Origin of the sequence: Pseudomonas sp. Pseusp16 (genome assembly GCF_047324915.1) — a bacterium.
Lineage (GTDB): Bacteria > Pseudomonadota > Gammaproteobacteria > Pseudomonadales > Pseudomonadaceae > Aquipseudomonas > Aquipseudomonas fluorescens_CD.
Map to the genome: position 1 here is coordinate 2,498,220 of NZ_CP168522.1, position 24,794 is coordinate 2,523,013.

The 24,794-nt window shown below is 60.9% G+C and carries 21 protein-coding genes, 1 rRNA gene and 2 pseudogenes; 10 read left to right on the forward strand and 14 right to left on the reverse strand.

The genetic code is table 11. The annotated features are described in order from the left end of the window. Positions 1 to 35: 35 nt before the first annotated feature. From ACEN8Q_RS11200 to ACEN8Q_RS11230, 7 genes and pseudogenes are all read right to left on the reverse strand, one after another. A complete protein-coding gene (locus ACEN8Q_RS11200; protein WP_413428850.1) occupies positions 36 to 932 on the reverse strand; it encodes a LysR family transcriptional regulator in 897 nt (298 codons plus the stop codon). Positions 933 to 1,239: 307 nt separating this feature from the next. Beyond that, on the reverse strand, positions 1,240 to 1,866 hold the full coding sequence (ycaC, locus tag ACEN8Q_RS11205; RefSeq protein ID WP_007991021.1) for an isochorismate family cysteine hydrolase YcaC: 627 nt from the start codon (positions 1,864 to 1,866) through the stop codon (positions 1,240 to 1,242). Between the two features lie 64 nt (positions 1,867 to 1,930). After that, complete coding sequence (locus ACEN8Q_RS11210) at positions 1,931 to 3,769, reverse strand: amidohydrolase (RefSeq protein WP_413428849.1); 1,839 nt, start codon at positions 3,767 to 3,769, stop codon at positions 1,931 to 1,933. Next, positions 3,769 to 4,377 (reverse strand): antibiotic biosynthesis monooxygenase, encoded by a 609-nt coding sequence (locus ACEN8Q_RS11215; protein ID WP_413705178.1) that lies wholly within the window; start codon positions 4,375 to 4,377, stop codon positions 3,769 to 3,771. Before ACEN8Q_RS11215 ends, ACEN8Q_RS11210 begins: the two co-directional genes overlap by 1 nt. Further along, the gene (locus tag ACEN8Q_RS11220; protein WP_413428847.1) at positions 4,370 to 4,786 is read right to left on the reverse strand and encodes a DoxX family protein; all 417 of its coding nucleotides are present in this window, start codon (positions 4,784 to 4,786) and stop codon (positions 4,370 to 4,372) included. The genes ACEN8Q_RS11215 and ACEN8Q_RS11220 overlap by 8 nt, the downstream gene beginning before the upstream one ends. Before the next feature lie 1,009 nt (positions 4,787 to 5,795). Next, positions 5,796 to 5,972: pseudogene (locus tag ACEN8Q_RS11225) on the reverse strand (LysR family transcriptional regulator); the annotation flags it as partial. A 953-nt stretch (positions 5,973 to 6,925) separates the two neighbouring features. Next, a pseudogene (locus ACEN8Q_RS11230) lies at positions 6,926 to 7,912 on the reverse strand (MBL fold metallo-hydrolase); the annotation flags it as partial. Between the two features lie 265 nt (positions 7,913 to 8,177). On the opposite strand from ACEN8Q_RS11230, the gene ACEN8Q_RS11235 reads away from it, so the two are divergent. After that, positions 8,178 to 8,639 (forward strand): helix-turn-helix domain-containing protein, encoded by a 462-nt coding sequence (locus tag ACEN8Q_RS11235; RefSeq protein ID WP_413705179.1) that lies wholly within the window; start codon positions 8,178 to 8,180, stop codon positions 8,637 to 8,639. Here the strand turns inward: ACEN8Q_RS11235 and ACEN8Q_RS11240 are convergent. Continuing rightward, positions 8,629 to 9,453 (reverse strand): alpha/beta fold hydrolase, encoded by an 825-nt coding sequence (locus ACEN8Q_RS11240; RefSeq protein WP_413428586.1) that lies wholly within the window; start codon positions 9,451 to 9,453, stop codon positions 8,629 to 8,631. The two genes, ACEN8Q_RS11235 and ACEN8Q_RS11240, sit on opposite strands and share 11 nt — an antisense overlap. Before the next feature lie 35 nt (positions 9,454 to 9,488). Continuing rightward, complete coding sequence (locus tag ACEN8Q_RS11245) at positions 9,489 to 10,064, reverse strand: flavodoxin family protein (RefSeq protein WP_413428585.1); 576 nt, start codon at positions 10,062 to 10,064, stop codon at positions 9,489 to 9,491. Positions 10,065 to 10,444: 380 nt separating this feature from the next. Here ACEN8Q_RS11245 and ACEN8Q_RS11250 point away from each other — a divergent pair, with 380 nt between their 5' ends. Then, positions 10,445 to 13,249 (forward strand): ATP-binding protein, encoded by a 2,805-nt coding sequence (locus tag ACEN8Q_RS11250; RefSeq protein WP_413705180.1) that lies wholly within the window; start codon positions 10,445 to 10,447, stop codon positions 13,247 to 13,249. Here ACEN8Q_RS11250 and ACEN8Q_RS11255 read toward each other — a convergent pair. Beyond that, complete coding sequence (locus ACEN8Q_RS11255; protein ID WP_413705181.1) at positions 13,214 to 14,698, reverse strand: ATP-binding protein; 1,485 nt, start codon at positions 14,696 to 14,698, stop codon at positions 13,214 to 13,216. The two genes, ACEN8Q_RS11250 and ACEN8Q_RS11255, sit on opposite strands and share 36 nt — an antisense overlap. 152 nt (positions 14,699 to 14,850) lie before the next feature. Beyond that, entirely contained in the window at positions 14,851 to 15,801 is a 951-nt protein-coding gene (locus ACEN8Q_RS11260) for a GlxA family transcriptional regulator (RefSeq protein ID WP_413705182.1), read from the reverse strand. Between the two features lie 34 nt (positions 15,802 to 15,835). Between ACEN8Q_RS11260 and ACEN8Q_RS11265 the strand changes: the two genes are divergently transcribed. Further along, positions 15,836 to 16,054 carry a hypothetical protein gene (locus tag ACEN8Q_RS11265; protein ID WP_413705183.1) on the forward strand — a complete coding sequence of 73 codons (219 nt, stop codon included), beginning with the start codon at positions 15,836 to 15,838 and terminating at the stop codon, positions 16,052 to 16,054. A gap of 66 nt (positions 16,055 to 16,120) precedes the next feature. Next, positions 16,121 to 16,843, forward strand: coding sequence for a pirin family protein (locus tag ACEN8Q_RS11270; RefSeq protein ID WP_413705184.1), 723 nt, complete (start codon positions 16,121 to 16,123; stop codon positions 16,841 to 16,843). A 131-nt stretch (positions 16,844 to 16,974) separates the two neighbouring features. On the opposite strand, the gene ACEN8Q_RS11275 is transcribed toward ACEN8Q_RS11270, so the two are convergent. Next, positions 16,975 to 17,850 carry a LysR family transcriptional regulator gene (locus ACEN8Q_RS11275; RefSeq protein ID WP_413705185.1) on the reverse strand — a complete coding sequence of 292 codons (876 nt, stop codon included), beginning with the start codon at positions 17,848 to 17,850 and terminating at the stop codon, positions 16,975 to 16,977. A 112-nt stretch (positions 17,851 to 17,962) separates the two neighbouring features. Here ACEN8Q_RS11275 and ACEN8Q_RS11280 point away from each other — a divergent pair, with 112 nt between their 5' ends. From ACEN8Q_RS11280 to ACEN8Q_RS11290, 3 genes are all read left to right on the forward strand, one after another. Then, complete coding sequence (locus ACEN8Q_RS11280; RefSeq protein ID WP_413705186.1) at positions 17,963 to 19,189, forward strand: YbfB/YjiJ family MFS transporter; 1,227 nt, start codon at positions 17,963 to 17,965, stop codon at positions 19,187 to 19,189. A 1-nt stretch (position 19,190) separates the two neighbouring features. Then, complete coding sequence (locus ACEN8Q_RS11285; RefSeq protein WP_413428748.1) at positions 19,191 to 20,189, forward strand: NAD(P)H-quinone oxidoreductase; 999 nt, start codon at positions 19,191 to 19,193, stop codon at positions 20,187 to 20,189. A gap of 123 nt (positions 20,190 to 20,312) precedes the next feature. After that, a complete protein-coding gene (locus ACEN8Q_RS11290) occupies positions 20,313 to 21,269 on the forward strand; it encodes an alpha/beta hydrolase (protein ID WP_413705187.1) in 957 nt (318 codons plus the stop codon). Here the strand turns inward: ACEN8Q_RS11290 and ACEN8Q_RS11295 are convergent. After that, positions 21,248 to 22,300, reverse strand: a complete 1,053-nt coding sequence (locus tag ACEN8Q_RS11295; protein WP_413705188.1) for an AraC family transcriptional regulator — start codon at positions 22,298 to 22,300, stop codon at positions 21,248 to 21,250. The two genes, ACEN8Q_RS11290 and ACEN8Q_RS11295, sit on opposite strands and share 22 nt — an antisense overlap. A gap of 163 nt (positions 22,301 to 22,463) precedes the next feature. Here ACEN8Q_RS11295 and ACEN8Q_RS11300 point away from each other — a divergent pair, with 163 nt between their 5' ends. From ACEN8Q_RS11300 to ACEN8Q_RS11310, 3 genes are all read left to right on the forward strand, one after another. Then, positions 22,464 to 23,315, forward strand: coding sequence for a 3-hydroxybutyryl-CoA dehydrogenase (locus tag ACEN8Q_RS11300; RefSeq protein ID WP_413428751.1), 852 nt, complete (start codon positions 22,464 to 22,466; stop codon positions 23,313 to 23,315). Next, positions 23,302 to 23,961 carry a TetR/AcrR family transcriptional regulator gene (locus ACEN8Q_RS11305; RefSeq protein ID WP_413428752.1) on the forward strand — a complete coding sequence of 220 codons (660 nt, stop codon included), beginning with the start codon at positions 23,302 to 23,304 and terminating at the stop codon, positions 23,959 to 23,961. Before ACEN8Q_RS11300 ends, ACEN8Q_RS11305 begins: the two co-directional genes overlap by 14 nt. Before the next feature lie 89 nt (positions 23,962 to 24,050). Beyond that, positions 24,051 to 24,467, forward strand: coding sequence for a VOC family protein (locus tag ACEN8Q_RS11310; protein ID WP_413428753.1), 417 nt, complete (start codon positions 24,051 to 24,053; stop codon positions 24,465 to 24,467). 159 nt (positions 24,468 to 24,626) lie between these two features. On the opposite strand, the gene rrf is transcribed toward ACEN8Q_RS11310, so the two are convergent. Then, a 5S ribosomal RNA gene (gene rrf, locus ACEN8Q_RS11315) occupies positions 24,627 to 24,742 on the reverse strand. Between the last annotated feature and the right edge of the window lie 52 nt (positions 24,743 to 24,794).

The window sequence follows — 24,794 nt, forward strand, 5'->3', positions numbered from 1 at the left end:
CCCACAGGTTCGCTTGAGTCAGGCACTCCGCGTTTTTACACCCCACCCTCAACCCGATCCAGGCGCTCGCGCAAGAACTCAACCAGCGCCTGCACCGGCCGCGAACTCTGCCGGTGTTGCGGATACACCGCAGACAACGTCAGCGCCTCCGGCCGGAAATCCCCCAGCACTTGCACCAGCCGTCCATCCTTCAGTGCCGAACCGACAATGAACGTCGGCAAATACGTGATCCCCAGCCCGGCGATGGCCGCATCCTTGAGTACTTCGCCATTGTTGACCCGCATCCGCCCGCTGACGTTGACCGTCAGCGGCTTGCCCTGCCCGGCAAAACGCCATTGCACCTGTCGACCATGGCCGTACGGCAGACAGTCATGACCGTGCAAATCCTCAGGTTTGAGCGGAGTACCGCGTTCGGCCAGGTACGCCGGGCTGGCGCAATACACCCGCTGGATCGACGCGATCCGCCGGGCAATCAACGTCGAGTCCTCGAGCGTACCGATGCGCAACGCCAGGTCGTAACCCTCACCCAGCAAATCCACAGGCCGATCGCTCAAATCCATCTCCACCGTCACGTCGCGATAGCGCTGCAAAAACACCGGCAGCAGGCACCCCAGATGTGCCAGTGCGAACGACAGCGGCGCACTCACACGAATGGTTCCCCGTGGCTCGGTGGTCTGGCCGGCAATGCCCTGTTCCACTTGTTCGACTTCGCTGAGCAGGCGCAAGGCTGACTCGTAATAGCTTTGCCCCAGCGGCGTGACATCCAGCCGCCGGGTCGAACGATTGAGCAATCGCACGCCCAGGCGCTCTTCAAGTTGCATCAAGCGGCGGCTGACAAACTGCTTGGACAGGCCCAATTGATCGGCGGCCGAAGTGAAGCTGCCGGAGTCCATCACCTGGCAAAAAATGCGCATATCTTCGAAGGGGTTCATTGTCACTTCCCGGTTGACAGTCAAGCATTTTATAGCTGTTTTTCCCTTCCAGACACACTATTAATCTGTGTTCAAGGCGCGGTGTGGCGACGGGCTTTTCTGTGGTGGCCGGCTGTAGCAGGATGTCATCGGCGCACTCGGTGGCGGTCAGGAAAGGTGGTTTTCCGGGGTGGTTGCTGAGTCGCTGAGCGACTGTGAACACAAAACCCGGTGGGAGCGGGCTTGCTCGCGAAAGCGGTGTGTCAGGCAACATTGCTGTGACTGACACTCCCTCTTCGCGAGCAAGCCCGCTCCCACAGGTCAGGTCTTACTTGGCGGTAAATTTCATGTAGCTGTTGATCAGGTTGCGGTAGTTCGGCAGGCGTTCCGACAGCAGGTTGGCCAGGCCTTCCATGTCGTTGCGCCAGTCGCCTTGCAGCTCGCAGGCCACAGCGAACCAGTTCAGCAGGTGAGCACCGGCAGCCGACATCCGCGCCCAGGCCGCTTGTTGCACGGTGGTGTTGAAGGTGCCGGAAGCGTCGGTCACCACAAACACCTCAAAGCCTTCGGCAATGGCCGACAGGGTCGGGAACGCCACGCACACGTCGGTCACCACACCCGCGATGATCAGTTGCTTGCGGCCGGTAGCCTTGATCGCCTTGACGAAATCTTCGTTGTCCCAGGCATTGATCTGGCCCGGGCGTGCAATGAACGGCGCGTCCGGGAACTGCGCCTTGAGCTCCGGCACGATCGGGCCGTTCGGGCCGCTGTCGAAGCTGGTGGTGAGGATGGTTGGCAGCTTGAAGAACTTGGCGATGTCGCCCAGCGCCAGCACGTTGTTCTTGAACTCGTTGGGCGAGAAATCCTGTACCAGCGAGATCAGACCGGTCTGGTGGTCGACCAGCAGCACAACGGCATCGTCTTTGTTCAGGCGTTTGTAAGGAACGTTGCTCATTTGAAACTCCTCGGAGGGTGGTGAGGTGAAGCGTCGACCACGATGGCCGACGCTTTGTTGAGACTCAGAACGCGAAGCAGGAACAGCCGAAGGCGCCCCAGAAACCGGCGAAGTCACTCACCGGCACGTTCGACATACGGGCCTTCTCATGGCTGTGGGTATGCACGGCGCACGGGCCGCTGCACTGGTGAACCTGCGCCTGCAGCGGCGCGTTCGGCCGCCAGTGCCCCGGAACCTTCGCCACCGGCGACCAGTCCGGCAGCACCGGCAGGCTGACAGGCCCGAGTTTTTCGAAGTCGCCGGCACCGTAGACAATCTTGCCGCCGACCACGGTCAGTACCGACTCGATCCACTTGATCGCTTCTTCCTCGACGCTGAAGAAGTCCGCGCTCAGTGCGGCCAGGTCCGCCAGTTGCCCGACCTTGATCTGGCCTTTGTTGCCCTGTTCCGACGAAAACCAGGCGCTGCCGTGGGTAAACAGCTCCAGTGCCGTGGTGCGCGGCAACCCTTCCTCGTACAGCGCCAGACCGCCGACGGTACGGCCGCTGACCATCCAGTACAGCGATGTCCATGGGTTGTAGCTGGAGACTCGGGTGGCGTCGGTACCCGCACCGACCGGCACGCCTTCGGCGAGCATGCGCTTGATCGGCGGCGTGGCTTCGGCGGCCTGCTTGCCGTAGCGGTCGACAAAATATTCACCCTGGAACGCCATGCGATCCTGAATCGCAATGCCGCCCCCCAGCGCCCTCACCCGCTCGATGTTCTGCGGGGTGATGGTTTCGGCATGGTCGAAAAACCACGGCAAGCCGTTGAACGGAATGTCGCGGTTGACCTTCTCGAACACGTCGAGCATGCGGCTGATGGATTCGTTGTAAGTCGCATGCAGACGGAACGGCCAGCGTTGCTCGACCAGGTGGCGCACCACCGGCTCCAGTTCGGCTTCCATGGTCTGCGGCAAGTCCGGGCGCGGTTCGAGGAAGTCTTCGAAATCCGCCGCCGAAAACACCAGCATTTCCCCGGCGCCGTTGTGCCGCAGGAAATCGTCGCCCTGGTGCAGCTTCACGCTGCCGGTCCAGTTCTTGAAGTCGGTCAACTCTTGCTTCGGTTTCTGGGTGAACAGGTTGTAGGCGATACGGACGGTCAGTTGCTCGTCCTTGGCCAGTTGCTCGATGACCTGGTAATCGTCCGGGTAGTTCTGGAAACCGCCGCCGGCATCGATGGCGCTGGTCAGGCCCAGGCGATTGAGTTCGCGCATGAACTGACGGGTCGAGTTGACCTGATACTCCAGCGGCAGCTTCGGCCCCTTGGCCAGCGTCGAGTAGAGAATCATTGCGTTCGGCCGCGCCACCAGCATGCCGGTCGGGTTGCCGTTGGCATCACGCACGATCTCGCCGCCTGGTGGGTTGGGTGTGTCACGGGTGTAACCGGCGACACGCAGCGCGGCGCGGTTGAGCAAGGCGCGGTCGTACAGGTGCAGAACGAACACCGGCGTGTCCGGTGCCGCCTGGTTGAGTTCTTCGAGAGTCGGCATGCGCTTCTCGGCGAACTGGAATTCGTTCCAGCCACCGACCACCCGCACCCACTGCGGCGTCGGCGTGCGATCGGCCTGCTCCTTGAGCATGCGCATGGCATCGGCCAGGGACGGCACACCTTCCCAGCGCAGTTCGAGGTTGTAGTTCAAGCCGCCACGGATCAGGTGCAGGTGCGAGTCGTTGAGCCCGGGGATCACACAACGACCCTTGAGGTCGATCACCTGTGTGTTCGCGCCACGCAGGGCCATGGCTTGTGCATCGTTGCCGACCGCGACGAAGCGCCCGTCGCTGATCGCAACGGCGCTGGCGAGCGGTTTTTCGCGGTCAACGGTATGGAATTGACCATTGAACAGAATCAGATCGGCGTTCATCACGGTTCCTCGTGTAAAGCGGCGGGAGACAGCCAGGGCGCGAACAGGCGCGTCGCCATGGGCATGAACAGGTAGACCACAGAAACCACGATGGTCAGGGTGATCAGGAACGTGGCGACCACGTAATTGGACAGAAAGATGTTGAGTTTGAGCAGCGGCCCCCAGAGCAGCGGCACCAGCAAGGTGTGCGGCAGGATCACCAGCAGCGTCACCACCGCCTGCTTCCAGCGCGGCGGTGGCGTACCGGCTTCGGCCTGGGGCGAGAACCAGAACTCGTTGACCGGATTGACCTCGGTCTGGTCGCCATCGGCCAGCATCTGCGCAGCTTCGTCGACCAGCGCCTGGCGCTGTGGTGAATCGAGCCAGTTCTGCATCGCCTCGGTCGAGCAAAAGCGCAGCACGCAAGTGTAGGTGTCGAGGCCGGCGTTCTTGCCGCGCACCACATCCACGCCCAGGTGCCCGTCGCTCTGCGCGGCCACCTTGACAATGTTGCGCAGCCAGGCTGCATAAGGCACTTCGAAACCGGCCTTGACCCGGTGTTTGACGATCAGCGTCACCACCTCATCAGGCCCCGGACTTGCCGGCTCACGGCGATTGGATTCAGACATAACGCAAGGCTCCGGCGAAACGGACATTGAGTGCCAGGCGTCCCGGCCCGGCGATGAAAATGCTGGTGAACACAATCAACAACAGCCAGCCGAACTGGCCTTCGAAGAGTGTCCACTGCGGATGCACAATCAACATCGACACCCACAGCAGAAACAGAATAGGCAAACACGCCAGACGCACCAGCAACCCGACGACGATCAGCAGCGGGCATACGACCTCGGCGAAAATCGCCAACACCAGCGTCAGGTTCGCGCCCAGATGGAAAGGGTCTTCGATGTTTTGCAACTCGGCACTGTAGTGAAGCAGCTTGGGCAAACCATGTACCCACAACAGGAACAACCCGCCGCTGACCCGCAGGAACAGCAGCCCCCAGTCTTGCGCCCGATCATCACGTCGCGAAGCGTCCATGGCCTACCCGCACAAATGAATAACCACCGGCGACCAGCCGCCGGCACAGGGTTAAATAGTGCCGGGGCAGGAGGGGGAAAAATTGAATGTACGTGCTCTGTTTGCAATGTGGGCCGAGAACTGCCCAGCGATGCAGATCCCTGTGGGAGCGAGCCTGCTCGCGATGGTGGATTGTTGGGTGGTGTGGATTTTTGAGGGTGTACATATCCATTGCTGCGGTAACGGCCACTTAGGGTTCCGCCCTTACGGCGGGTCACTTTGAAAAGCGCAAAGTAACCAAACGCTCTTGCCCCTGACGTTCGGTGCCTCGCCAAGGCTCGGCATTCCCTCGCTCCGGTCCTGCTCCGTGGGCCCGCCGCGATCGGCCATCCCTGGCCGTACGCGGCTAACCCGGCATCCATGCCGGGTTGCCCACTGCGCAGAACCTGCGCTCGGCCTCTCGAGGGGGCAAGCAGATCAAAAGCCAAAGCAAAAGCAAAAGCAAAAGCAAAAGCAAAAGCGAGGCGGCCTGACCACAACCGAACGCCCTTCCCCTGTAGGAGCGAGCTTGCTCGCGAAAAACGCCAGGACACCGCGGGCATTCAGGCAGCCCACGTCATCGTTGCCGACCATCGCGAGCAAGCTCGCTCCTACAGAAGAGCAGAGCAGAGCAAAAGCAGGTCGGCATACCCCCACGCTTTTCACCATTCAACAGGCCGAGCGTTAGCTCGCCTGCCGCTCTTGATCTTGATCCACCCGCCCCCTCGGCAGGCTGAGCGGAGGTGTTCATCCGGGGAATGGCGCGCAGCGCCGTTCGACGCAGTCGAACTCATTGCATGCAGGTCGCGCGCAGCCGACCGGAGGGCAATGCCCCCGGATGAATACCGGAGCGAAGGAACCCCGAGCCTAAGCGAGGGGCCGGACGTTCGGGGCGAGACCTTTTGGTTCCTTTTGGGGCGTTTGCCAAAAGGGACTCGCCGTAAGGGCGAAACCATAAGCCGCCATAACAAAAAAACGGATATGTACGCAGTCAGGAGGGAATATCCAAAGAAGCAGACATGAACTGACTGATCCGCGCCCGCAACCACCGCTCAGCCGGATCATTGTCATGCACCCCGCTCCAGGCCATCGACAACTGCGCCGCCTCAATCTCGAACGGCGGATCCTCAGCCCGCAACCCACACCCCTCCACCAACGCACAGGCCGCGGCAATCAGGCACGGCAGAACAACTGGCAGTCTATGGACAATGCACCACAATCAACGAACGCCGCAAATTCACCGCTGCTGATTATTATCTTATTCTTCGCTGGATTCACTGGTGGTCGCACGGGTTCCCGGAGAAGAGCGGCTCACCGGCAATGGCCGTTAAAATTTTACCTGAATACCTCAATGGGCAGACGCGATGCGCGCTGGCATGGGAGACGAAGTCTGGTGCTGGCATTACGGTATCCGCGTGGTTGCTCATTCAGGTCTCTCTCGACGGTATGGTTTACAGGGCTGGTTCTGCCAACATTGACGAGGAAAACGGAAGAAGCTTTTATCTGGCGCAGGTGGGATGGAAATGTTCGGTTCAACAACCGAGGTCGACGGTGAGCGATATCACAACTGGTCGCCGGATTAATTTTAACCGATCGACGGTGCTGAAGGCCAGGCCTGACGTCTACGCAATCTTTATCCACAAAAGAAACAGCAACAAGACAGCAAAGTATTGTTTTAATAACAGATTGCAAATGTTCGAAAATGCAGCGTTTTCACGCTGTCACCAAAGAAGAAGCGCCAGAAGAGTGGTTGGGTTCTTTAGGACAGGGCTGAAAATTATCACAAACATACGATGGAAGAAGAGCTCATATGTAAGAAATAAGTTTGTAATTTTTTGTGTGTGTGTGGGCTAGTAAAAATGCTGCTTTTTGTTTTTTTTTTTTTTTTTTGTTTTTTTTTTTTTTTTTTTTTTTTTTTTTTTTTTTTTTTTTTTTTTTTTTTTTTTTTTTTTTTTTTTTTTTGTTTTTTTTTTTTTTTTTTTTTTTTTTTATTTTTTTTTTTTATTTTTTATTTTTTTTTGTGTGTGTGTGTGTGTGTGTGTGTGTGTGTGTGTGTGTGTGTGTGTGTGTGTGTGGGGGGCGGGCACACACACACGTGTGTGTGTGTGTGTGACTTTTGTACTCGATCAACGGCACGTTCGCCGCGCGTTTGTACGGTCCGTACTCCACCGGCACCCACTCGAAATGCTTGCCTTGTGCGCTGATATGACCGATGCCGGGGAACGGCAGATGCGCCGCCGTCACCCAGGTCTTGCTGGCGGCCGCGGCACTGAACACCTGGTTGCGACTGTTGATCGCTTGCTGGCTGTTGACGTCGAAACCGATCGATACCTCAGGGTGCAGGAACTGCACGGCGAGGTTGTGCACCAGGTCCCCTATGAACAGGATGCTTTGCCCTTGGGAAGTGAAACGGTACGTGGTGCTGCCCGGCGTGTGCCCGGCTTCCAGTTGCGCCTCGACCACACCCGGCAGTGGTGACTGACCGGGGGTGAAGGTCTTGAAACGACCGGCGGTAACGTAAGGGGCCGTGGAATCCTGAGCGATCTTGAAGTAGCCCTTGGCCGCTTCCGGCGCCTTGGTCAATGCTTGCGGATCGAGCCAGTAGTCGGCTTCGGCCTTGGCCGCATACACCGTGGCGTTGGCGAACACCGGTTGTTGCTGGCCGTCCACCAGACCGCAGACGTGATCCAGGTGCAGGTGAGTGATCAGGATGGCGTCCACCTGCTCAGGTTTGTAGCCGGCCGCTTGCAGATTGGCCGGGAGCTGGCCGGCGGTAGGACCGATGCACTGCCCTGCCCCGGTATCAATCAGCACAAGCTGTTTACCGGTGTTGACCAGAAACGCGTTGAAGGCGGTCTGCACACCCGGGGTTTCAATCGAACGACGGGCCAGCAGAGCGCGGATCTGGCTCTGGCTCATGCCTTGCAACAGCTTCGGCGACAGGTCGTTGTAACCATCGAACAGCGCCGTCACTTCGTAATCCCCCAGCGCCAGCCGGAAGTACCCGGGTACTTGCGTACCCGCCTGCGCGGGCGCCTGGGCCAGCGCGCTGGTGGATATCAGAACCAGGCCAATGGCCCCCAGCGTTCCCTGCCATGTCCGTTTCATCTGCTCACCTTTTCAAGCCAGCCAGCGGTCCGAGATGGCCCGCTCCATGCTGCGCATCTTGTGCCCATCGCCGTTGCTCACACTTGCAGCGATGTGCTGTGTTCATACCTTCGGGGGATGGAATTAACAACGTTTAACTCGTCAGACGCTGAGGGCAACTCCAACAATGAAGCCCTCAGCGCAGAACTGTTTTTTTTCCAGAGTAACGGTGCTGATCGCTCAAGCCGGGCGCCAGTGCTTTTCCTCCCCCGAACGGACAATGGCCATGGCTTACCCACAGCACATCACTACCCGCGCACTTGCCAGCGAGCCTCGCAAGACCAGTACCGGCGGCCTCAGCCCGCAGCGCGAAAAACTGGTCAAGCAACTGATCCTCGATCGCCTCGGTGACAGCCTGGAAGTCACCGATCTGGCACAGGCCTGCGCCCTCTCGCGCAGTCACTTCTCCCGCGCTTTCAAGTGCAGCACCGGCCTCTCGCCGCAGGACTGGATTCGCCAGCAACGCATTACCCTGGCCAAGCAATTGATCCAGTATACCGACATGAGCCTTACGCAGATCAGCCTCGAGTGTGGCTTCTGCGATCAGGCGCACTTCTGCCACATTTTCACCCGCAGCGAAGGCATCACCCCGTTTGCCTGGCGCTGTCAGTTTGTCCGCGGCACCTCGTCGAGCGGTAAAAGATCGCAGGCTGCACCTGCGATCTTTCAGTCGGATATCACCCCTTGAGGAACGCCAGCAGATCCGCGTTGAGCTGATCCTTATGGGTGTCCGTCAAACCGTGAGGGGCACCCGGGTAAATCTTCAGGGTCGAGCCCTTCACCAGTTTGGCGCTGGAGACGCCCGCCGCCTCGTACGGCACGACCTGATCCGCGTCGCCATGCACCACCAGGGTCGGCACGTCGAACTTCTTCAGGTCTTCGGTGAAGTCGGTTTCCGAGAACGCCTTGATGCAGTCATAGGCGTTCTTGTGGCCGGCCATCATGCCCTGCATCCAGAACCAGTCGATCATGCCTTGGGATGGTTTTGCGTCAGTTTTGTTGAAGCCGAAGAACGGGCCGCTGGCGAGGTCGATGTACAGCTGCGAGCGATCGGCCAGCGAGGCCTGGCGGATGCCGTCGAACACCTCCAGCGGCAAGCCACCGGGGTTGGCTTCGGTCTTGAGCATCAGCGGCGGCACGGCGGAAATCAGCCCGGCCTTGGCCACGCGGCCGGTGCCGTGGCGACCGATGTATCGTGCCACCTCGCCACCGCCGGTGGAGAAGCCGAACAGCACGGCGTCCTGCAGATCGAGCAGCTCGATCAACTGCGCCAGATCGTCGGCGTAATGGTCCATGTCATTGCCCGACCACGGCTGGCTGGAACGTCCATGACCGCGACGGTCGTGAGCGATGACCCGGTAGCCCCTGGAGGCCAGGAAGATCATCTGCGATTCCCAGCTGTCAGCATTCAATGGCCAGCCGTGACTGAAGACAATCGGCTGTCCGGTGCCCCAGTCCTTGTAGTAAATCTCGACGCCGTCGCGGGTGGTAAAGGTGCTCATGGGTGATGCCTCCTAAACGAGGGTTGGGGGGGGAATCAAACCGGTAGTTGCTTCATGCGATCCGCCAGGCGCGCCACACGCTCGCCCAGGTGCGCGGCGGTGCAGCGATCCTCGGGCGGAGGGGCATCGTCGGGGGATTGCTCGACATTCGACTGGGCCATGGCGCCCAGTGAGCTGCCCAAGCGATTGAGTTGGCCGTTGAACGCGCCGGTGCTGGAGCGCGCCGGCAACAGGTCAAGGCCGACCCAGATCATCGAGTGCTGGGCGGCGAACACCGCCATCTGCAGCAAGGTGTTGAGTTTGTCGCCGCACAGGCAGCCGGAATTGGTGAACCCCGCGGCGAGTTTGTCGCGCCAGGGCTGGGCCAGGTAGAACGCCGCCGTGGCCTCCATGAACGCCTTGAAGGCCGCCGAGGCGCTGCCCATGTAGGTCGGCGCGCCGAAGATAATGGCATCGGCGTTGTGCAGGCGCTCCCAGTGCTCGTGCACTTCCTCGACCGGTATCAACTGGCAGGTGCTGCCCAGGTGCCGTTCCACGCCCCCGGCCACAGCTTCGGCCATGACCCGGGTGTGCCCGTAGCCACTGTGATAGACCACCACCACGTTGCTCATTGGTTTGTCCTTGAGATGGATTTAATTCCCTTGTAGGAGCGAGCTTGCTCCGGGCGGCGTTCCGACGATGGAATATCAGTCGACACCAATGTGGCTGACACACCATCGCGAGCAAGCTCGCTCCTACAGGTAGAGAGTTTTGGGCGCAGTCGGGCGCAGGACGAGTTAAACGTTGTTAATTTTCCATGGTGCGCAAAAAGCCCCGGCAATCGCTGTCCATCTGTCGCGCCCAATGATCTCGGGGCTGACGGTCCCGGGCCTGTACGTTAGAGTCATTGCCTGCACCCGACAGTCACCCGGTCGGCGCATTGCGCTTAGTGAAAAACCTGAGGAATATGCTCGAAAACCGCGTACCAGACGGATGCTCCAGGAGTGACTCGTTGACCCTATCCCCCGAACAGGTTGTGCATTTCGGCCCCTACCGGGTCTACCCCGGACAACGCCTGGTGATGGAGGCTGACCAGCCCTTGCGCCTGGGTCGGCGCGCCATGGACATCCTGTTGATCCTGCTGGAACACGCCGGCAACGTGGTCAGCAAGCAACAATTGATCGCCCGGGTCTGGCCCGACAGCGTGGTCGAAGACATCAACCTGCGGGTGCACATGGCCGCGTTGCGCAAGGCGCTCGGCGACGGCCAGGCCGGCCAGCGCTATATCATCACCGTGGCCCAGCGCGGGTACAGTTTCGTCGCACCGCACTCACTGGAGCAGGCCGGGCAACCGCCAGCGCCCGAGGCGTATGCGCCGAGCCGACATAACCTGCCGGTGCGCCGTACGCGCATGATCGGCCGGCAGACGCTGGTCGACCATCTGATGATGCAACTGCCACGCCAGCGCTTCATCACCCTCGTCGGTCCCGGCGGCATCGGCAAGACCACCGTAGCCCTGCGGGTCGCCGAACAGATGATCGGTCGCTACCGGGACGGCATTCGCCTGCTGGACCTGGCCCCGGTCAACTGCCCGCTGATGATCGACGGCCATCTGGCGACATTGCTCGAACTGGCCCTGCACGACGATGAACCCCTGAGCGGGCTTGCAGACTACCTGCGCGACCGCCACATGCTGCTGGTCATCGACAATTGCGAGCACCTGGTCGACGCCATTGCCCAGCTCAGCGAAAACATTCTGCGCAGTGCGCCGCAAGTGCACATCCTCGCCACCAGCCGCGAGAGCCTGCGGGCCGAAGGGGAATTCGTCCAGCGTCTGGAGTCACTCGACTGCCCGCCGCCCATCGCCGTCCTCGACCGCGCCCAGGCCATGACCTTTTCCGCCGTGCAACTGTTCGTCGAACGGGCCATGGCCAGCCATGACAGCTTTGAACTGACGGACGATGAGCTGCCGCTGTTGATCGACATCTGCCACCGTCTGGACGGCATTCCACTGGCCATCGAACTGGCAGCGGCGCAAGTGGGCAACTTCGGATTGCACGGCTTGCTGGCGCAGTTGCAAAGCAGTTTCCGGGTGCTGACCCAGCCCTGCCAGACGCCCCTGGCGCGCCATCAGACCTTGCGCGCAACCCTGGACTGGAGCTTCGAACTGCTCAACGCCTGCGAAAAGACCTGCCTGTGCCGACTGAGTGTGTTTCGCGGTGGCTTCACCCTGGAGTCGGCAGCGGCAGTGATTGTCGGCGAACACATCGAACCCCGCGTGGTGTTCGGCTCAATCACGCAACTGGTCGCCAAGTCGTTATTGAACGTGGAGGTGGGCGACGAAGACGTGTACTACCGCTTGCTCGATACCACCCGCCACTACGCCCTGGAAAAGCTCACGCAAACCACCGACCTGTCCGGCACGCGGGAGCGGCACGCCGAGCGCTGCCTGGCGCTGATGCAACAGGCGCAGGACGCCTGGGAGAAAACCTCGACCGGCCTGTGGATCGAGCGCTATGGCCGCGCCCTGGACGATATCCGCGCGGCCCTCGACTGGGGTTTGCACGCGCAAGGGCCGAGGGCACTGGCGATACGCCTGGCCGCGGCGTCCACCCCCTTGTGGCAGGAGCTGTCACTGCTCAAGGAACATGGCGGTTATGTGCGCAAGGCGCTGGCCTTGCTCGATCAGTCACCCGAGCCTTGCCCGCGCTTGAAGATGGCCCTCAAGCTGGCCCTGGGCAGTGCCTGTTACCACGCTCAGGGTGGTAGCGCCGAAACCGTTGGCGCCTTTGTCAGCGCCAGAGCCCTGGCCAGACAACTTGACGATGTGGCGGGTCAGCTGCGGGCGATTTCCGGTCACCTGGCCGTCAATCTCAGCTGCGGTCATTACCAGATGGCCCTGGAACAGAGCGGGCAATTCGATCAGCTCGGGCTGCATGACGACGCCCTGATGTCCCTCAGCACGAACCGATTGCGCGTGCTGGCCCTGCACTTCTCCGGCGACCAGCATCAGGCTCGGGAGCATGCCGAACAGGTGCTGCAACGCATGGCCCACAGCGGCCATCTCAACCGTTTCACCCATGGTTTCGGCGTGCAATACGACCAGGGCGTTGCGGCGCTGACCATCCACGCGCGCGTCCTCTGGCTGCAAGGCCAACCGGAACAGGCCTGGCGCACGGCCCGGCAGGCGCTGGACATCGCGTTGCAGATCAACCACGGCACGTCGATCTGCTACACCCTGGCGCTCTCCGGCTGCCTGATCGCCTACTACAACGGCGACACCCGCAGTGCCCGCGAACTCCTGCGCCTGCTGCTGGAACAGGCGCAGAAACATTCGGTTCCTCTGTTCTACAACTGGGCGCAACACTATGCGCAGGTGATCGGCGGCACCGATGTTCGGCCAACCGGCCGCCAAAGTGTCGGTTTGATCAAAGACATCATGGTCACGCTGGATCCGACCTGCGTCGACGATGATTTGCTCGAACGCGCGCAAAGCGGTGCGTCGGGCTGGAGCACGGCAGAGATTCTGCGGGCCAAAGCCAGGACGTTGCTCGCAACGGATTGTCCGGTCAAGGCCGCGACGGCCGAAGCGGTGCTGCTCAATGCACTCGACGTGGCAAAGGCCCAGGGTGCCCTGGCCTGGGAGCTGCGCAGCGCCACCTCGCTGGCGCAGATGTGGCAGCGTCAGGGCCACTCCCAACGGGCGTATCAATTGCTGGCACCGGTCTACCAGCGCTTCACCGAAGGTTTTGCCACGCCAGACCTGATGACGGTTCGCCAGTTACTCGACGAGTTGCAATGCCGCCTGCCCGCCTGAAGGCCAGCGCATTTGACTGATGTAACCGGCATAACGCACTTCGAGGGTGCGCAACTCACCACTGAGTTCGAGTTTTTCCAGCGCGTAGGTGCGGGTGGTGTTGAGGAAGCGGTAACGGATCACTCCACTCACCTGCTCCCGGGACAGCAGTGACTTGAATGCCAGGCTTTCCAGCACCTTGATCAAGTCGGCGGCGAGCAGCCTGTCGCAACAGATCACGCCAATCGCTGCGTCCTGGGTAAACGCCATTTTGAACACCGCCAGGCGCTGCAACACGGTTTGTTCCACTGCAGCCAACCGCTCGTAGCTCCAGTCCAGCGCGGCCTTGAGGGTCTGATGCCGGGGAACGGCCGTGCGACGGCCCTGGGTCAGCAACTGAAAACAGTTGTCGAGCTGGGCCTGCAACCCCACCAGCGCCAACGCATCGATCTGCGCCGCGGCCAGTTCAATCGCCAGTGGCAAGCCATCCAGGCGCCAGCAGATTTCGCGCACGACCTTGAGGTCTTGTTCACGCAGGTTAAAGCCTTGCTGACGGGCCCGGGCACGGCTGACAAACAACTGCACCGCCGTATAACCCATGACCTCGGCAACACTGCGCAGCGCTGATGCCGGCGGCACCGCCAGCGGTGGCAGACGCAACACGGTTTCACCCGCCGCCTTGAGCGGCTCGCGGCTGGTGGCGAGGATCGACAGTCGAGGCATCGAATGCAGCAGTGTCCCGATCAGCGTCCGGCAGCGTTCGAGCAGATGCTCGCAGTTGTCCAGGACCAACAAGGCGTGCCGTTGCGACAGCGCTTCCAACGTGGTGCCGACCTTCAGTTCAAGGGTTCGCGTGAGGTGATCGGTCACTTGCGCCGGGTCATCGATTGCCGCCAGGTCCACCAGCCACACGCCGTGCCGATAGTGCTGCAACAACAGTTCGGCCACACGCAGGGCTACGGTGGTCTTGCCAATCCCGCATGGCCCGACCAGGGTCATGAATCGCCGCACCGGTAATTGCCGCACCAGACTGCCGACAACGGCATCGCGTCCGGTAATCGGCGTGAGCCGTGTCGGCAGGTTGTGCACAGGTTTTTGTACGGTCTCGCTCGGGAACGATGCAGGCTCTGGCGAGTGCTGTACCGGGGCGACAAAACTGTAGCCGCGCTGGGGAATGTTGACGATGTAGCACTGGCCGTTCTGCCCGTCGCACAGGGCACGGCGCAGGGCAGCAATGTGTACGCGCAGGTTGATCTCTTCGACCACCGAGCGCGGCCAGACCTGCGCAATCAACTCCTCCTTGCTGACCACCGAGCCCGCGTGCTCGACCAGCACCTGCAACACATCAAGGGCACGGCCGCCCAGGCGCAGTGGTCGATCGCCGTCCAGCACCAGTCGCTGACTTAGGTGAAAGACGTAGGGACCAAATCGCAGCACCGCTTCGCTGTTTACATCTCTGAGGCTGTTCATGGGCTGTCACCCGCTGGAAACCTGGCTTGTATCCTGGCTCCACATCTTCCTTGCAATAAGTTCAGCGGTATCTTGGCAGGCCTCGGTGACCGTACAACTGTCACGGGAGGAGCGTCACGGCCATTGCGGTGCGCGCGACGGACACGCGCCAGCTAGCTGAACTGCTCGCGGTATTGAGTCGGGGTCAGGCCAAGTTTTTCACTGAACAGAAACCGCATGTGCCGCACGCTGCCGAAGCCGCTTTTGAACGCCACGGTCTTGAGCGGCAATTCCGTGGTTTCCAGCAGGTTCCTGGCGCAATCGATGCGGGCGCTTTGCAGAAACTCCATTGGCGTCATGTTCACATCCCTGGCAAACACCCTGGCGAAATGACGCGGGCTCATGTTGGCCAGCCCGGCCATGGACTCGATGCTGTAGGTTTCATCAAGGTGCTCAAGCACATGGTTCTGCACGCGGGTAATCGCCGTTTCCTGGGGGGCCACCGCTGCCATCAACGGGCTGAACTGCGCCTGCCCGCCCTGGCGCTTCATCACCACCAGCAGCACCTTGGCCACATCCTGGGCGACCTTCTTGCCGTGGTCCTGCGCCACCACCGACAACGCCAGGTCGATTCCGGCAGTCACGCCGCCGGAAGTGATCAGGCTACGGTCCTGAACAAAGATCTGATCGGTCTCGACAGTCGCTTTCGGAAAGGCCTTGATCAGTCGCTCGGTGTAGTGCCAGTGGGTGGTGACGCGATAGCCATCGAGCAAACCGGCATGCCCCAACACGAACGCCCCGGTACAGATGGAACCATAACCGGCGGACCGGCTGACGTTGTGCCTGAGCCAGTCGAGCAATGGCGGATGCTTTTCGTTGTAGGCGCCGGGGCCACCGGGTACCAGCAGCAAATCAAAACCCTCGCAGGCCTGATCGATGTGCCGGTCGGCGTGCACGCTCACTCCGTTGGACGCCCGCAGTGCGCCGGGCTCGGTGCCGATGGTCGTCAGCACATAGTGATCTTCGGGTTTCAGATAACGGTTGGCGATGGAAAACACTTCCATGGGCCCGGCCATGTCGAGCAGGAGAAAGTCGGGAAACAGCACCATTGCCACGGTTTTCATGGATTGGAATTCACTGGGATCAAAGGCGGAAACATTGACCGGTATTGAAACCTGTGGGAGCGGGCTTGCCCACGATAGCAGTGTGTCAGCCAACATCAATGTCGACTGGAAGTCAGTCATCGCGGGCAAGCCCGCTCCCACAGGTTTGGTTGCCGTGATTTATGGCAGATTATGCCTCAAATACCGGTGGCTCATTTTACAAACAACTGTCAACCTGACAGAGACAGTATTTCAATTTTCATCTACTTATTGAACCAACAGGTAAACATTAACCTTCTCCTCAGTCGGACGAATTCACGTCCCCACAGGAGATTTCATCATGCTGACTCTTCGCAAAGCCTCGGATCGTGGCCTGGCCAATCACGGCTGGTTGAAGTCGTTCCATACCTTTTCCTTCGCCAACTATCGCAACCCGAAAGAGCAGGGTTTTTCTGACCTGTTGGTGATCAACGACGACCGCGTCGCCGCCGGTAAAGGCTTCGGCCAGCACCCGCACCGCGACATGGAGATTTTCTCCTACGTGCTTGAAGGAGCCCTGGAACACAAGGACACCCTGGGCACCGGTTCGGTGATCCGACCCGGCGACGTGCAACTGATGAGCGCCGGCAGCGGCGTGGCCCACAGTGAGTTCAACCACTCCACCACCCGGCCGGTGCACTTTCTTCAGATCTGGATCGTGCCCGACGTCAGCGGCGCCAAACCGCGCTATCAGCAAGAGCACTTCAGCACCCAGAAGAAACGCGGGCGCCTGCAACTGATCATCTCGCCGGACGGTGCCAAGGGTTCGCTGAAGGTGCGTCAGGATGCGCGGGTGTATGCCGGCCTGATCGACGGCAAGGAAAGCGCCACCCTGGAGCTCGCCGCCAACCGCTACGCCTATGTACACGTGGCCCGAGGTAGCGTCGAACTCAACGGAGTGTTGTTGCAGGAAGGCGACGGTGTGCGGGTCCGCGAAGAACAGGCGCTGACCTTGAGCAACGGCGTGGACGCTGAAGTACTGGTCTTCGACCTGCGCCCACAGGAATTGCCGGAAATGCCATGACAAAACCCTGTGGGAGCGGGCTTGCTCCGGGCGGCGATCCGACGAAGGCGCAGTGTCATTCAACAGAGATGTCGTCTGACACTCCGCCTTCGCGAGCAAGCCCGCTCCCACAGGTTGTGTGGTCCCCGGATTTATTCGCCGGTCCCGGCGAACCCCGCGACAATCTCATCAATCACCGCCCGGACCCGGGCCGTATGCCGCAGGTCCGCGTGGGTCACCAGCCAGATGTCATAGGGCAACGGTCGTGCGCGTTCTGGCCACAGCCTGACCAGTCCGTCTCGCTCCCCCATGTACACCGGAACCTCCCCGACCCCGATCCCCGCCGCAATCGAACGGCGCACCAGCAGGCTGGAACTGAGGCTCGCGACAATCCGCCCGCGCGCCACCGGCTCAGAGACCAGCGTCAGGTCTTTGTTGCCCTGCAAGTACGGTTGATACACCACCAAATCATGCCCGGCGAACGCCGAGCCAGGCTCCGGTACGCCGTGGGCATCGACATAGGCTTGCGAGGCAAACAGACCCACCGGCCAGCGCGCGATGCGCCGGGCAATCAGGTCCGGGTTGTCCGGTCGGGTGTTGCGCACGGCGATGTCCGCCTCGCGTTTGGCCAGGCTGAGAATCTGTGTGGTGGCGTCCAGTTGCACCCGTACATCCGGGTGTTGTCGATGCAGGCGGGCAATCGCCGGGATCAGGAAATCAATCGCCAGGGTATCGGTGGTACTGACGCGTACCGTGCCACTCAAGCGATCGTCCAGGCCCTGGATCCGGCGTTCCAGCTCCAGGGCCGAATGTTCCATCTTCTCCACCGCCTTGAGCGCCGCTTCGCCAACAGCCGTCAGCGCGTAACCTTCGGAGGTGCGCAGGAACAAGGTCGCGCTCAATGACTTCTCCAGCGCCGTGATGCGCCGGCCGACCGTGGCCTGATCGACCCCCAACACCCGCGCCGCGCCACGCAACGTGAATTCGCGGCAAACCGCGAGAAATACCCGGGCGTCATCCCAATTCATACCGCTCTCCTGATGATGCAATTACGCATCAGCATAGCGCGTAATCGCTGCATTAATGCTTCGAAGAATCTCGATATGCTGAAAGCCTGAGTTACCCCACAGGACAATGCGCATGCACAGTTCATCGCCTCCGGTTACCCCTGCACGCAGCTCGATCTGGCTGCCGATCTTCGCCGGTCTCTGCGCCAGCCTGGTCAGCATCGGCCTGGCGCGTTTCGCCTATACACCGTTGATACCTTCGCTGATCCAGGCTCAGTGGTTTTCCGCCAGCGACGTGGTGTACCTCGGTGCCGCCAATCTGGTGGGTTACCTGATCGGCGCACTGATCGGCCATCCACTGGCACGCCGAACCTCGAACAAGACCGCCCTGCGCCTGATGATGCTGGCAGTGACGCTGGCGTTTTTCGCCTGTGGTTTTCCGTTGTCGGTGAGCTGGTTCTTCGGCTGGCGCCTGCTGTCGGGTATTGCCGGTGGCGCGATCATGGTACTGGTGGCGGCAACCGTATTGCCCCACGTGCCGGCGGCCCGCAAAGGCCTGGCCAGCGGCGCGATTTTCCTGGGCATCGGCTTGGGCATTGCCGGGTCGGGGACAATCGTGCCGCCGCTGCTGAGCCTCGGCTTGCAGCAAACCTGGTTCGGCCTTGGTGTGCTGGCTCTGATTCTGACCGCTGCCAGCTGGTTTGGCTGGCCACCCGCCACGCACCCGACAGCCGCTGCGCCGTCGAATACATCGTCGTCGAGCCCAACCGACCCGAGCGTTTACCTGCTGTTCGCCCAATACGCGTTCATGGCCGCCGGGCTGGTACCGGCCATGGTGTTCCTGGTGGATTACGTCGCCCGAGGGCTCAATGCCGGGGCGCATGTCGGCGCGCTGATCTGGGTGATGTATGGCCTGGGCGCGATTGTCGGGCCGGTGAGCTACGGTTTTCTGGCCGACCAACTGGGCGCGAAAACGGGTATCCGCATCGTGCTGGTGGTGCAGGCGCTGGCGGTTGGCCTGCTATCGATCAGCAGTTCGTTCGCGGCGCTGGCTGTACTGGCGGTGATCCTCGGCTCCTTCCCGCCAGGCATCGTGCCGCTGGCGTTGGCGCGGGTGCATGAGCTGATCCCGGAGCATCACCGGCAACAGGTTGCCTGGAGTCGTGCCACCGTTTCGTTCGCTACCTTCCAGGCCCTCTCCGGGTTCGCTTATTCGGCGCTGTTCAACGCCAGTGGCGGCCAGCATGCCTTGATGTTCGTGATCGCCGCCGGTGCCATTGTTGTAGCGCTGTTGCTGGAACTTGGCAGCCGACTGCTCAGCCGTTCTTCCGAATCATTAACACTCAATACAGGTATATGAAATGACACTGCCCCAGACCATGACCCTGATCGAAATCACCGAACCCGGTGGCCCCGACGTCCTGCAACCGCGCCAGGCGTCTGTGCCCGTTGCAGCGGCCGGCGAGATTCTGATCCGCGTGCACGCCGCCGGGGTCAATCGCCCGGACGCGCTTCAACGGGCCGGCAAATACCCGTTGAAACCCGGCATGAACCCGATTCCGGGACTGGAAGTGGCCGGTGAAGTGGTGGCGATTGGCGCGGGCGTCAGCGAGTTTGCGCCGGGTGACAAGGTCTGCGCCCTGACCAATGGCGGCGGATACGCGCAATACTGCGTGGTCCCGGCCAGTCAGGCCCTGCCGATCCCCAAAGGCATGGACTGGTTGCAGGCGGCGGCCATCCCGGAAACCTACTTCACGGTGTGGGCCAACCTGTTCGGTCTTGGCGGTGCACGCCAGGGTCAGCGTGTGTTGATCCACGGTGGCACCAGCGGCATCGGCACCACCGCGTTGATGCTGTGCCGCGAGCTCGGCATCGAAGCATTCGCCACCGCCGGCAGTGAAGAAAAATGCGCAGCGATCTGCGAATTGGGCGCTGAGGCAATCAACTATCGCGATCAGGACTTTGTGCAGGTCATCGCGGAAAAAACCGCGGGCCAGGGCGTCAACGTGGTACTCGACATCATGGGCGGCTCGTACCTCAACAACAATGTGGCCGCCCTGGCCCTGGAAGGTCGCCTGGTGATGCTCGGTTTCCTCGGTGGTGCTTACGCCAGGGATGTCGACTTGCTGGCGATCATGGCCAAACGCGCCGTTGTCACCGGCTCCCTGTTACGCTCAAGAACCGGGGAAGAAAAAGCCGCCATCGCCCGACAACTGCACGAACACGTATGGCCGGTGCTGACTGCCGGACGCTGCCTGCCGATGATCGACCAGGTTTACCCACTCGCTGAAGCGGCACAGGCCCATGCCCGGATGGAAGCGGGAGAGCACATCGGCAAGATTGTCCTGCGGGTGGACTGAGCCGGTGCCAACTTCGGCAGGCAGCGACGTTTAACCATTGCGCCTCAACGGTGGTCGGAAAAATCTCCTGGTGCACGGGTTCATCTGTTAAAACCCGTGCTTCCCATTCTGATGGACCGTCCGATGTCTGCTCCCCTCCTCGCTCTCTTGCGCCGACGCTGGTTGTCGTTGCTGTGCATGGCCGTGCTGGTCGTCGGCTTGCCGGTGAGTTGTGGGGCGCTCAAATACAAAGAGCGCGAGTTGCTGTTCCGCATCGAACCGGGCACGGCAGGCTGGTATCGCGGCTTGCCGCAGGACGTTCAGGAATTCGATATCCAGCCCGCCAGCTTCAAGGCCGGGCAAAACCTGCATGCCTGGTGGTGGCCGGCCGCCCGCCGCGATGCGCCGGCAATTCTCTACCTGCATGGCGTGCGCTGGAACCTCACGGGCCAGGCGTTTCGCATCGAGCAATTGCGGGCCATGGGCTATTCGGTGCTGGCCATCGACTACCGTGGCTTCGGTCAGAGCAAAGGCGATTTGCCCTCGGAAGCCAGTGTGTATGAAGACGCGCACGTCGCCTGGGAACGCTTTGTCGCGATGCAACCGGATGCCAGCAAGCGTCTGATCTACGGACACTCACTGGGCAGTGCAGTGGCCATCGAACTCGCGGCGGACCTGGCTGCACAGGCTAAGCAGCAGCACGTCCCGGTGCCGGTGCGCGGTCTGGTCATCGAGTCTTCTTTCACCTCGTTGGGCGATGCGGTCGCGGAGGTGGCCAACAACAACCTGCCGATGAGCGGGTTGCCAGTGCGCTGGCTGTTGTCGCAGAAGTTCGACTCAATCGACAAGATCGTCGACATCGATATGCCGCTGCTGGTGGTGCACGGCCTGGCTGATCCGTTCATGCCCTCACGATTCAGCCAGCAACTGTTCAATGCCGCCCATGAACCCAAGCGCCTGCTGCTGATACCCGGCGGTACACACAACAACAGCATGAGCCTGGGTGGCAGCCAGTATCGCCAGGCACTTGATGGCTTGCTGAAGGCAAGCCCCCATCAGGTGGCCGGACAGGCGCTGGTTCAGGGCTCGCAGGACTCCTGAAGGTTGGTCGCTTCTGCGCCCCGCTCCCCCTGATAACGGGCCCGATAGCGCCCCGGACTTTCCCCGGTCCACTTCTTGAATGCCCGATGGAAGGCGCTGGGTTCCTGGAACCCCAGTCGCTCGGCGATATCGCTGATGCTCGCATCGCTCTCACGCAATTGCTCGAAGGCCACACCGCGCCGTACTTCGTCCTTGATCTCCTGATAGGAGCAGCCTTCACGCTCCAGTTTGCGGCGGAAGGTGCTGGGGCTCAGATGCTGTTCCAGGGCAAAGGCCTGCAACGTCGGCCATTCACTGTAATGATTGCCGCGCAAGCGCTGATGAACCTGCGAGGCCAGGCCATGCTGGTTTCGGAAGCGGATCACCAGCCATTGCGGCGCGGTACGCAGAAACACTTTCAGCGAGGCCAGATCCTGAACCACCGGCAGGCGCAAGTAATGGCTGGCAAATTCGATTTCGGTGCGCTCGGCACCAAAGGTCAGGTTGGGGCCCCAAAGCAGACGGTCGTCGCCAAGCGACAGGCGCGAATGGCGGAAGTCCGCGCGGTCTATGGGAATGCGCCGGCCGCCCAGCCAGCACATCAGACTGATCATCAACACCAGGAACGTTTCTTCACCAAACCGGCTGGCGTCGTTGTCCGTCGAACAGGTTTCCAGGCTGATGACCGCACGCTTGCCCCGTACGGCCAGCGAGCCGCGAAAATCGCGCAGGAACAACCCGAAGTTGGCCAGGCACTGACGCATGGCCTTGTGCAGATCGGGTTCCTGAATCAGTGCTCGGCAAATCAGGGCGAAACTGCCCGGCGGCATGCCATGGGAATCGAGCCCGAAAAACTCGTCATCGAGTTCGCGGATCTGAATCAGCCACAAGGCGGCAAACGCATTGGCCGGCACCCGCGCCGTGGGTTCGTTCATGACCGCCGGATCAATGCCCGCCTGTTCGAGCATCGCCGTCACGCGCTGCGGATCATCCCTCAGCCCATGGATCATTGCCTGCACGAAATAGGCGGCAACCGAGTCCTTTTCCCGCATTGGTACGCTTCTCTCTCATCACCCGAATGGCAAAAAACATCATTGCCGTTGAACAGTTTTGGCATAGGACAACGGCCCTGCCGGCTCTAGACTCGCGGCAATAGTACGCCTTCGGCTGCCGTCGCGGCCAAGGTATCGCAGGGTTTGATCGAAGGATGGGAACATGAATCTGCAAAACATCGGGGTGATTGGTGCGGGCACCATGGGCAATGGCATTGCACAAGTCTGCGCCATGGCCGGTTTCAACGTGACCTTGCTCGACATTTCCGAAAGCGCTTTGCAAAAAGCCGTCGCAACAGTCGGTAAAAACCTGGACCGGCAGATCGCCAAGGAAACCCTGACGCAGGAGCAGAAACAGGCCGCCCTCGACAAAATCCGCACCAGCACCGACTACAGCAGTCTGCAAAATGCGCAGTTGGTCATCGAAGCGGCGACGGAAAATCTCGACCTGAAACTGCGTGTGCTGCAACAGATCGCCGCGCAAGTCAGCAGCGAATGCGTGATTGCCTCCAATACCTCGTCGCTGTCGATCACTCAACTCGCCGCCAGTGTCAGCCAGCCCGAGCGCTTCATCGGCCTGCATTTCTTCAACCCGGTGCCTGTGATGGGCCTGATCGAAGTCATCCGCGGCCTGCAAACCAGTGACGCGACCCACAAACTGGCGCTGGACATGGCGACCACCCTTGGCAAAACCGCGATTACCGCCGGCAACCGTCCGGGCTTCGTGGTCAACCGGATCCTGGTGCCGATGATCAACGAAGCGATCCTGGTGTTCCAGGAAGGCCTGGCCAGCGCCGAAGACATCGACGCTGGCATGCGTCTGGGTTGCAATCAGCCTATCGGTCCGTTGGCCCTGGCGGACCTGATTGGTCTGGATACCCTGTTGTCGATCCTCGAAGCCTTCTATGACGGTTTCAACGACAGCAAATATCGCCCCGCGCCGCTGCTCAAGGAAATGGTCGCGGCCGGTTACCTGGGGCGCAAAACGGGGCGCGGCTTCCATGCCTATGCCTGAGCGTTGCTCGCGCTTTGCCGAGTACCGGGACAAGGTCCTGGAGCTGTTTGCCTGCAAGGGGTTCGGCCAGGTCGGCATGCGTGAGCTCGCGACGAGCCTGGGGCTCTCCCCAGGCTCGCTGTATCACCATTACCCCAGCAAACAGCATCTGCTGCTCGACCTGATCGAGGAGTTCTACGAGGAGTTGCTGGCCACCCTGGGGCGCATTCAGCAGAAAGCGCCGGCCAAACGCGACAAGCTCAACAGCCTGATCCGCGCGCACTTGAATCTGCATCGGGAGATGCCTTGGCATTTTCGCCTGGTGGAGCGCGACAGCGGTTGCCTGAACGAAGAGCAACAGGCTCGGGTCCGGCAATTGCGCGAGCAATACGAACGCACGCTGCTGAAGATGCTGGGCGCGAAGTCCCGTTTCAGCGAGCAAGGCCTGCTGGCCGCCGGACATGCCATTGGCGCCCTGCTCAACAGCGCGCCCAGTTGGCTGACGCCCCATGTGCTGGACGAGCAGGAACGTGATGAGCTGCTGGAGAGCATGGTCAGCGGCGCCATCGAACGCGTGCTTGCGCCGCGGCGTGCGCCGGAGGCGATAAGCCTGGCGCGGCCTATAGAAAAAACGTCTAAAGAAACCCAGGCTCCAGCGACGATTTAGCGCTTTGCTTGTCGGCTCGACACAATCGGAATTCGCCGACAATCCCGGCGTCCAAACCGATGTGTGCACTTGAGCACCTGGAGCCGACCATGAAAATCAATCCCTACCTTATCTTCAACGGCGACTGCAAAGACGCCTTCACGTTCTATGCGCAGTGCCTGCAAGGCCAGCTCGAAGCCATGTTGTCCTTCGGTGAAACCCCTGCCGCTGGGCATGTCCCCAAGGATCTGCACAACCTGATCATTCATACCCGCCTGATAGTGGGCGATCAGGCCATCATGGGGTCGGATACCACACCTGATCGCCCCGTCGATAAAATGAGCGCCTGCTCGATTTCACTCAACGTCGACAGCATTGCCGAGGCCGAACGGGTCTTCAATGCGCTGGCTGGCGGCGGCACCGTGCAAATGCCACTGGAGGCCACGTTCTGGGCGGCGCGCTTCGGCATGCTGGTCGACCGTTTTGGTGTGTCGTGGATGGTTAACTGCGAAAAGGATCAGTTGTAGGAGCGAGCTGGCTCGCGATGGACGTTAACGATGACGCGGGAAACCTGAGGCCCCGCGGTGCGCTCGGTTTTTTCGCGAGCAAGCTCGCTCCTACAGGGGATTGGGGGGGTAAAAACAAAACCCCTACCTGCAGATGCAGATAGGGGTTTCGGAATTTAATCTTGACGATGACCTACTCTCACATGGGGAAACCCCACACTACCATCGGCGATGCATCGTTTCACTGCTGAGTTCGGGATGGGATCAGGTGGTTCCAACGCTCTATGGTCGTCAAGAAATTCGGGTACTGAGTCGTGACCGGTTGGCCTCGCTTCAGCAAATTGGGTA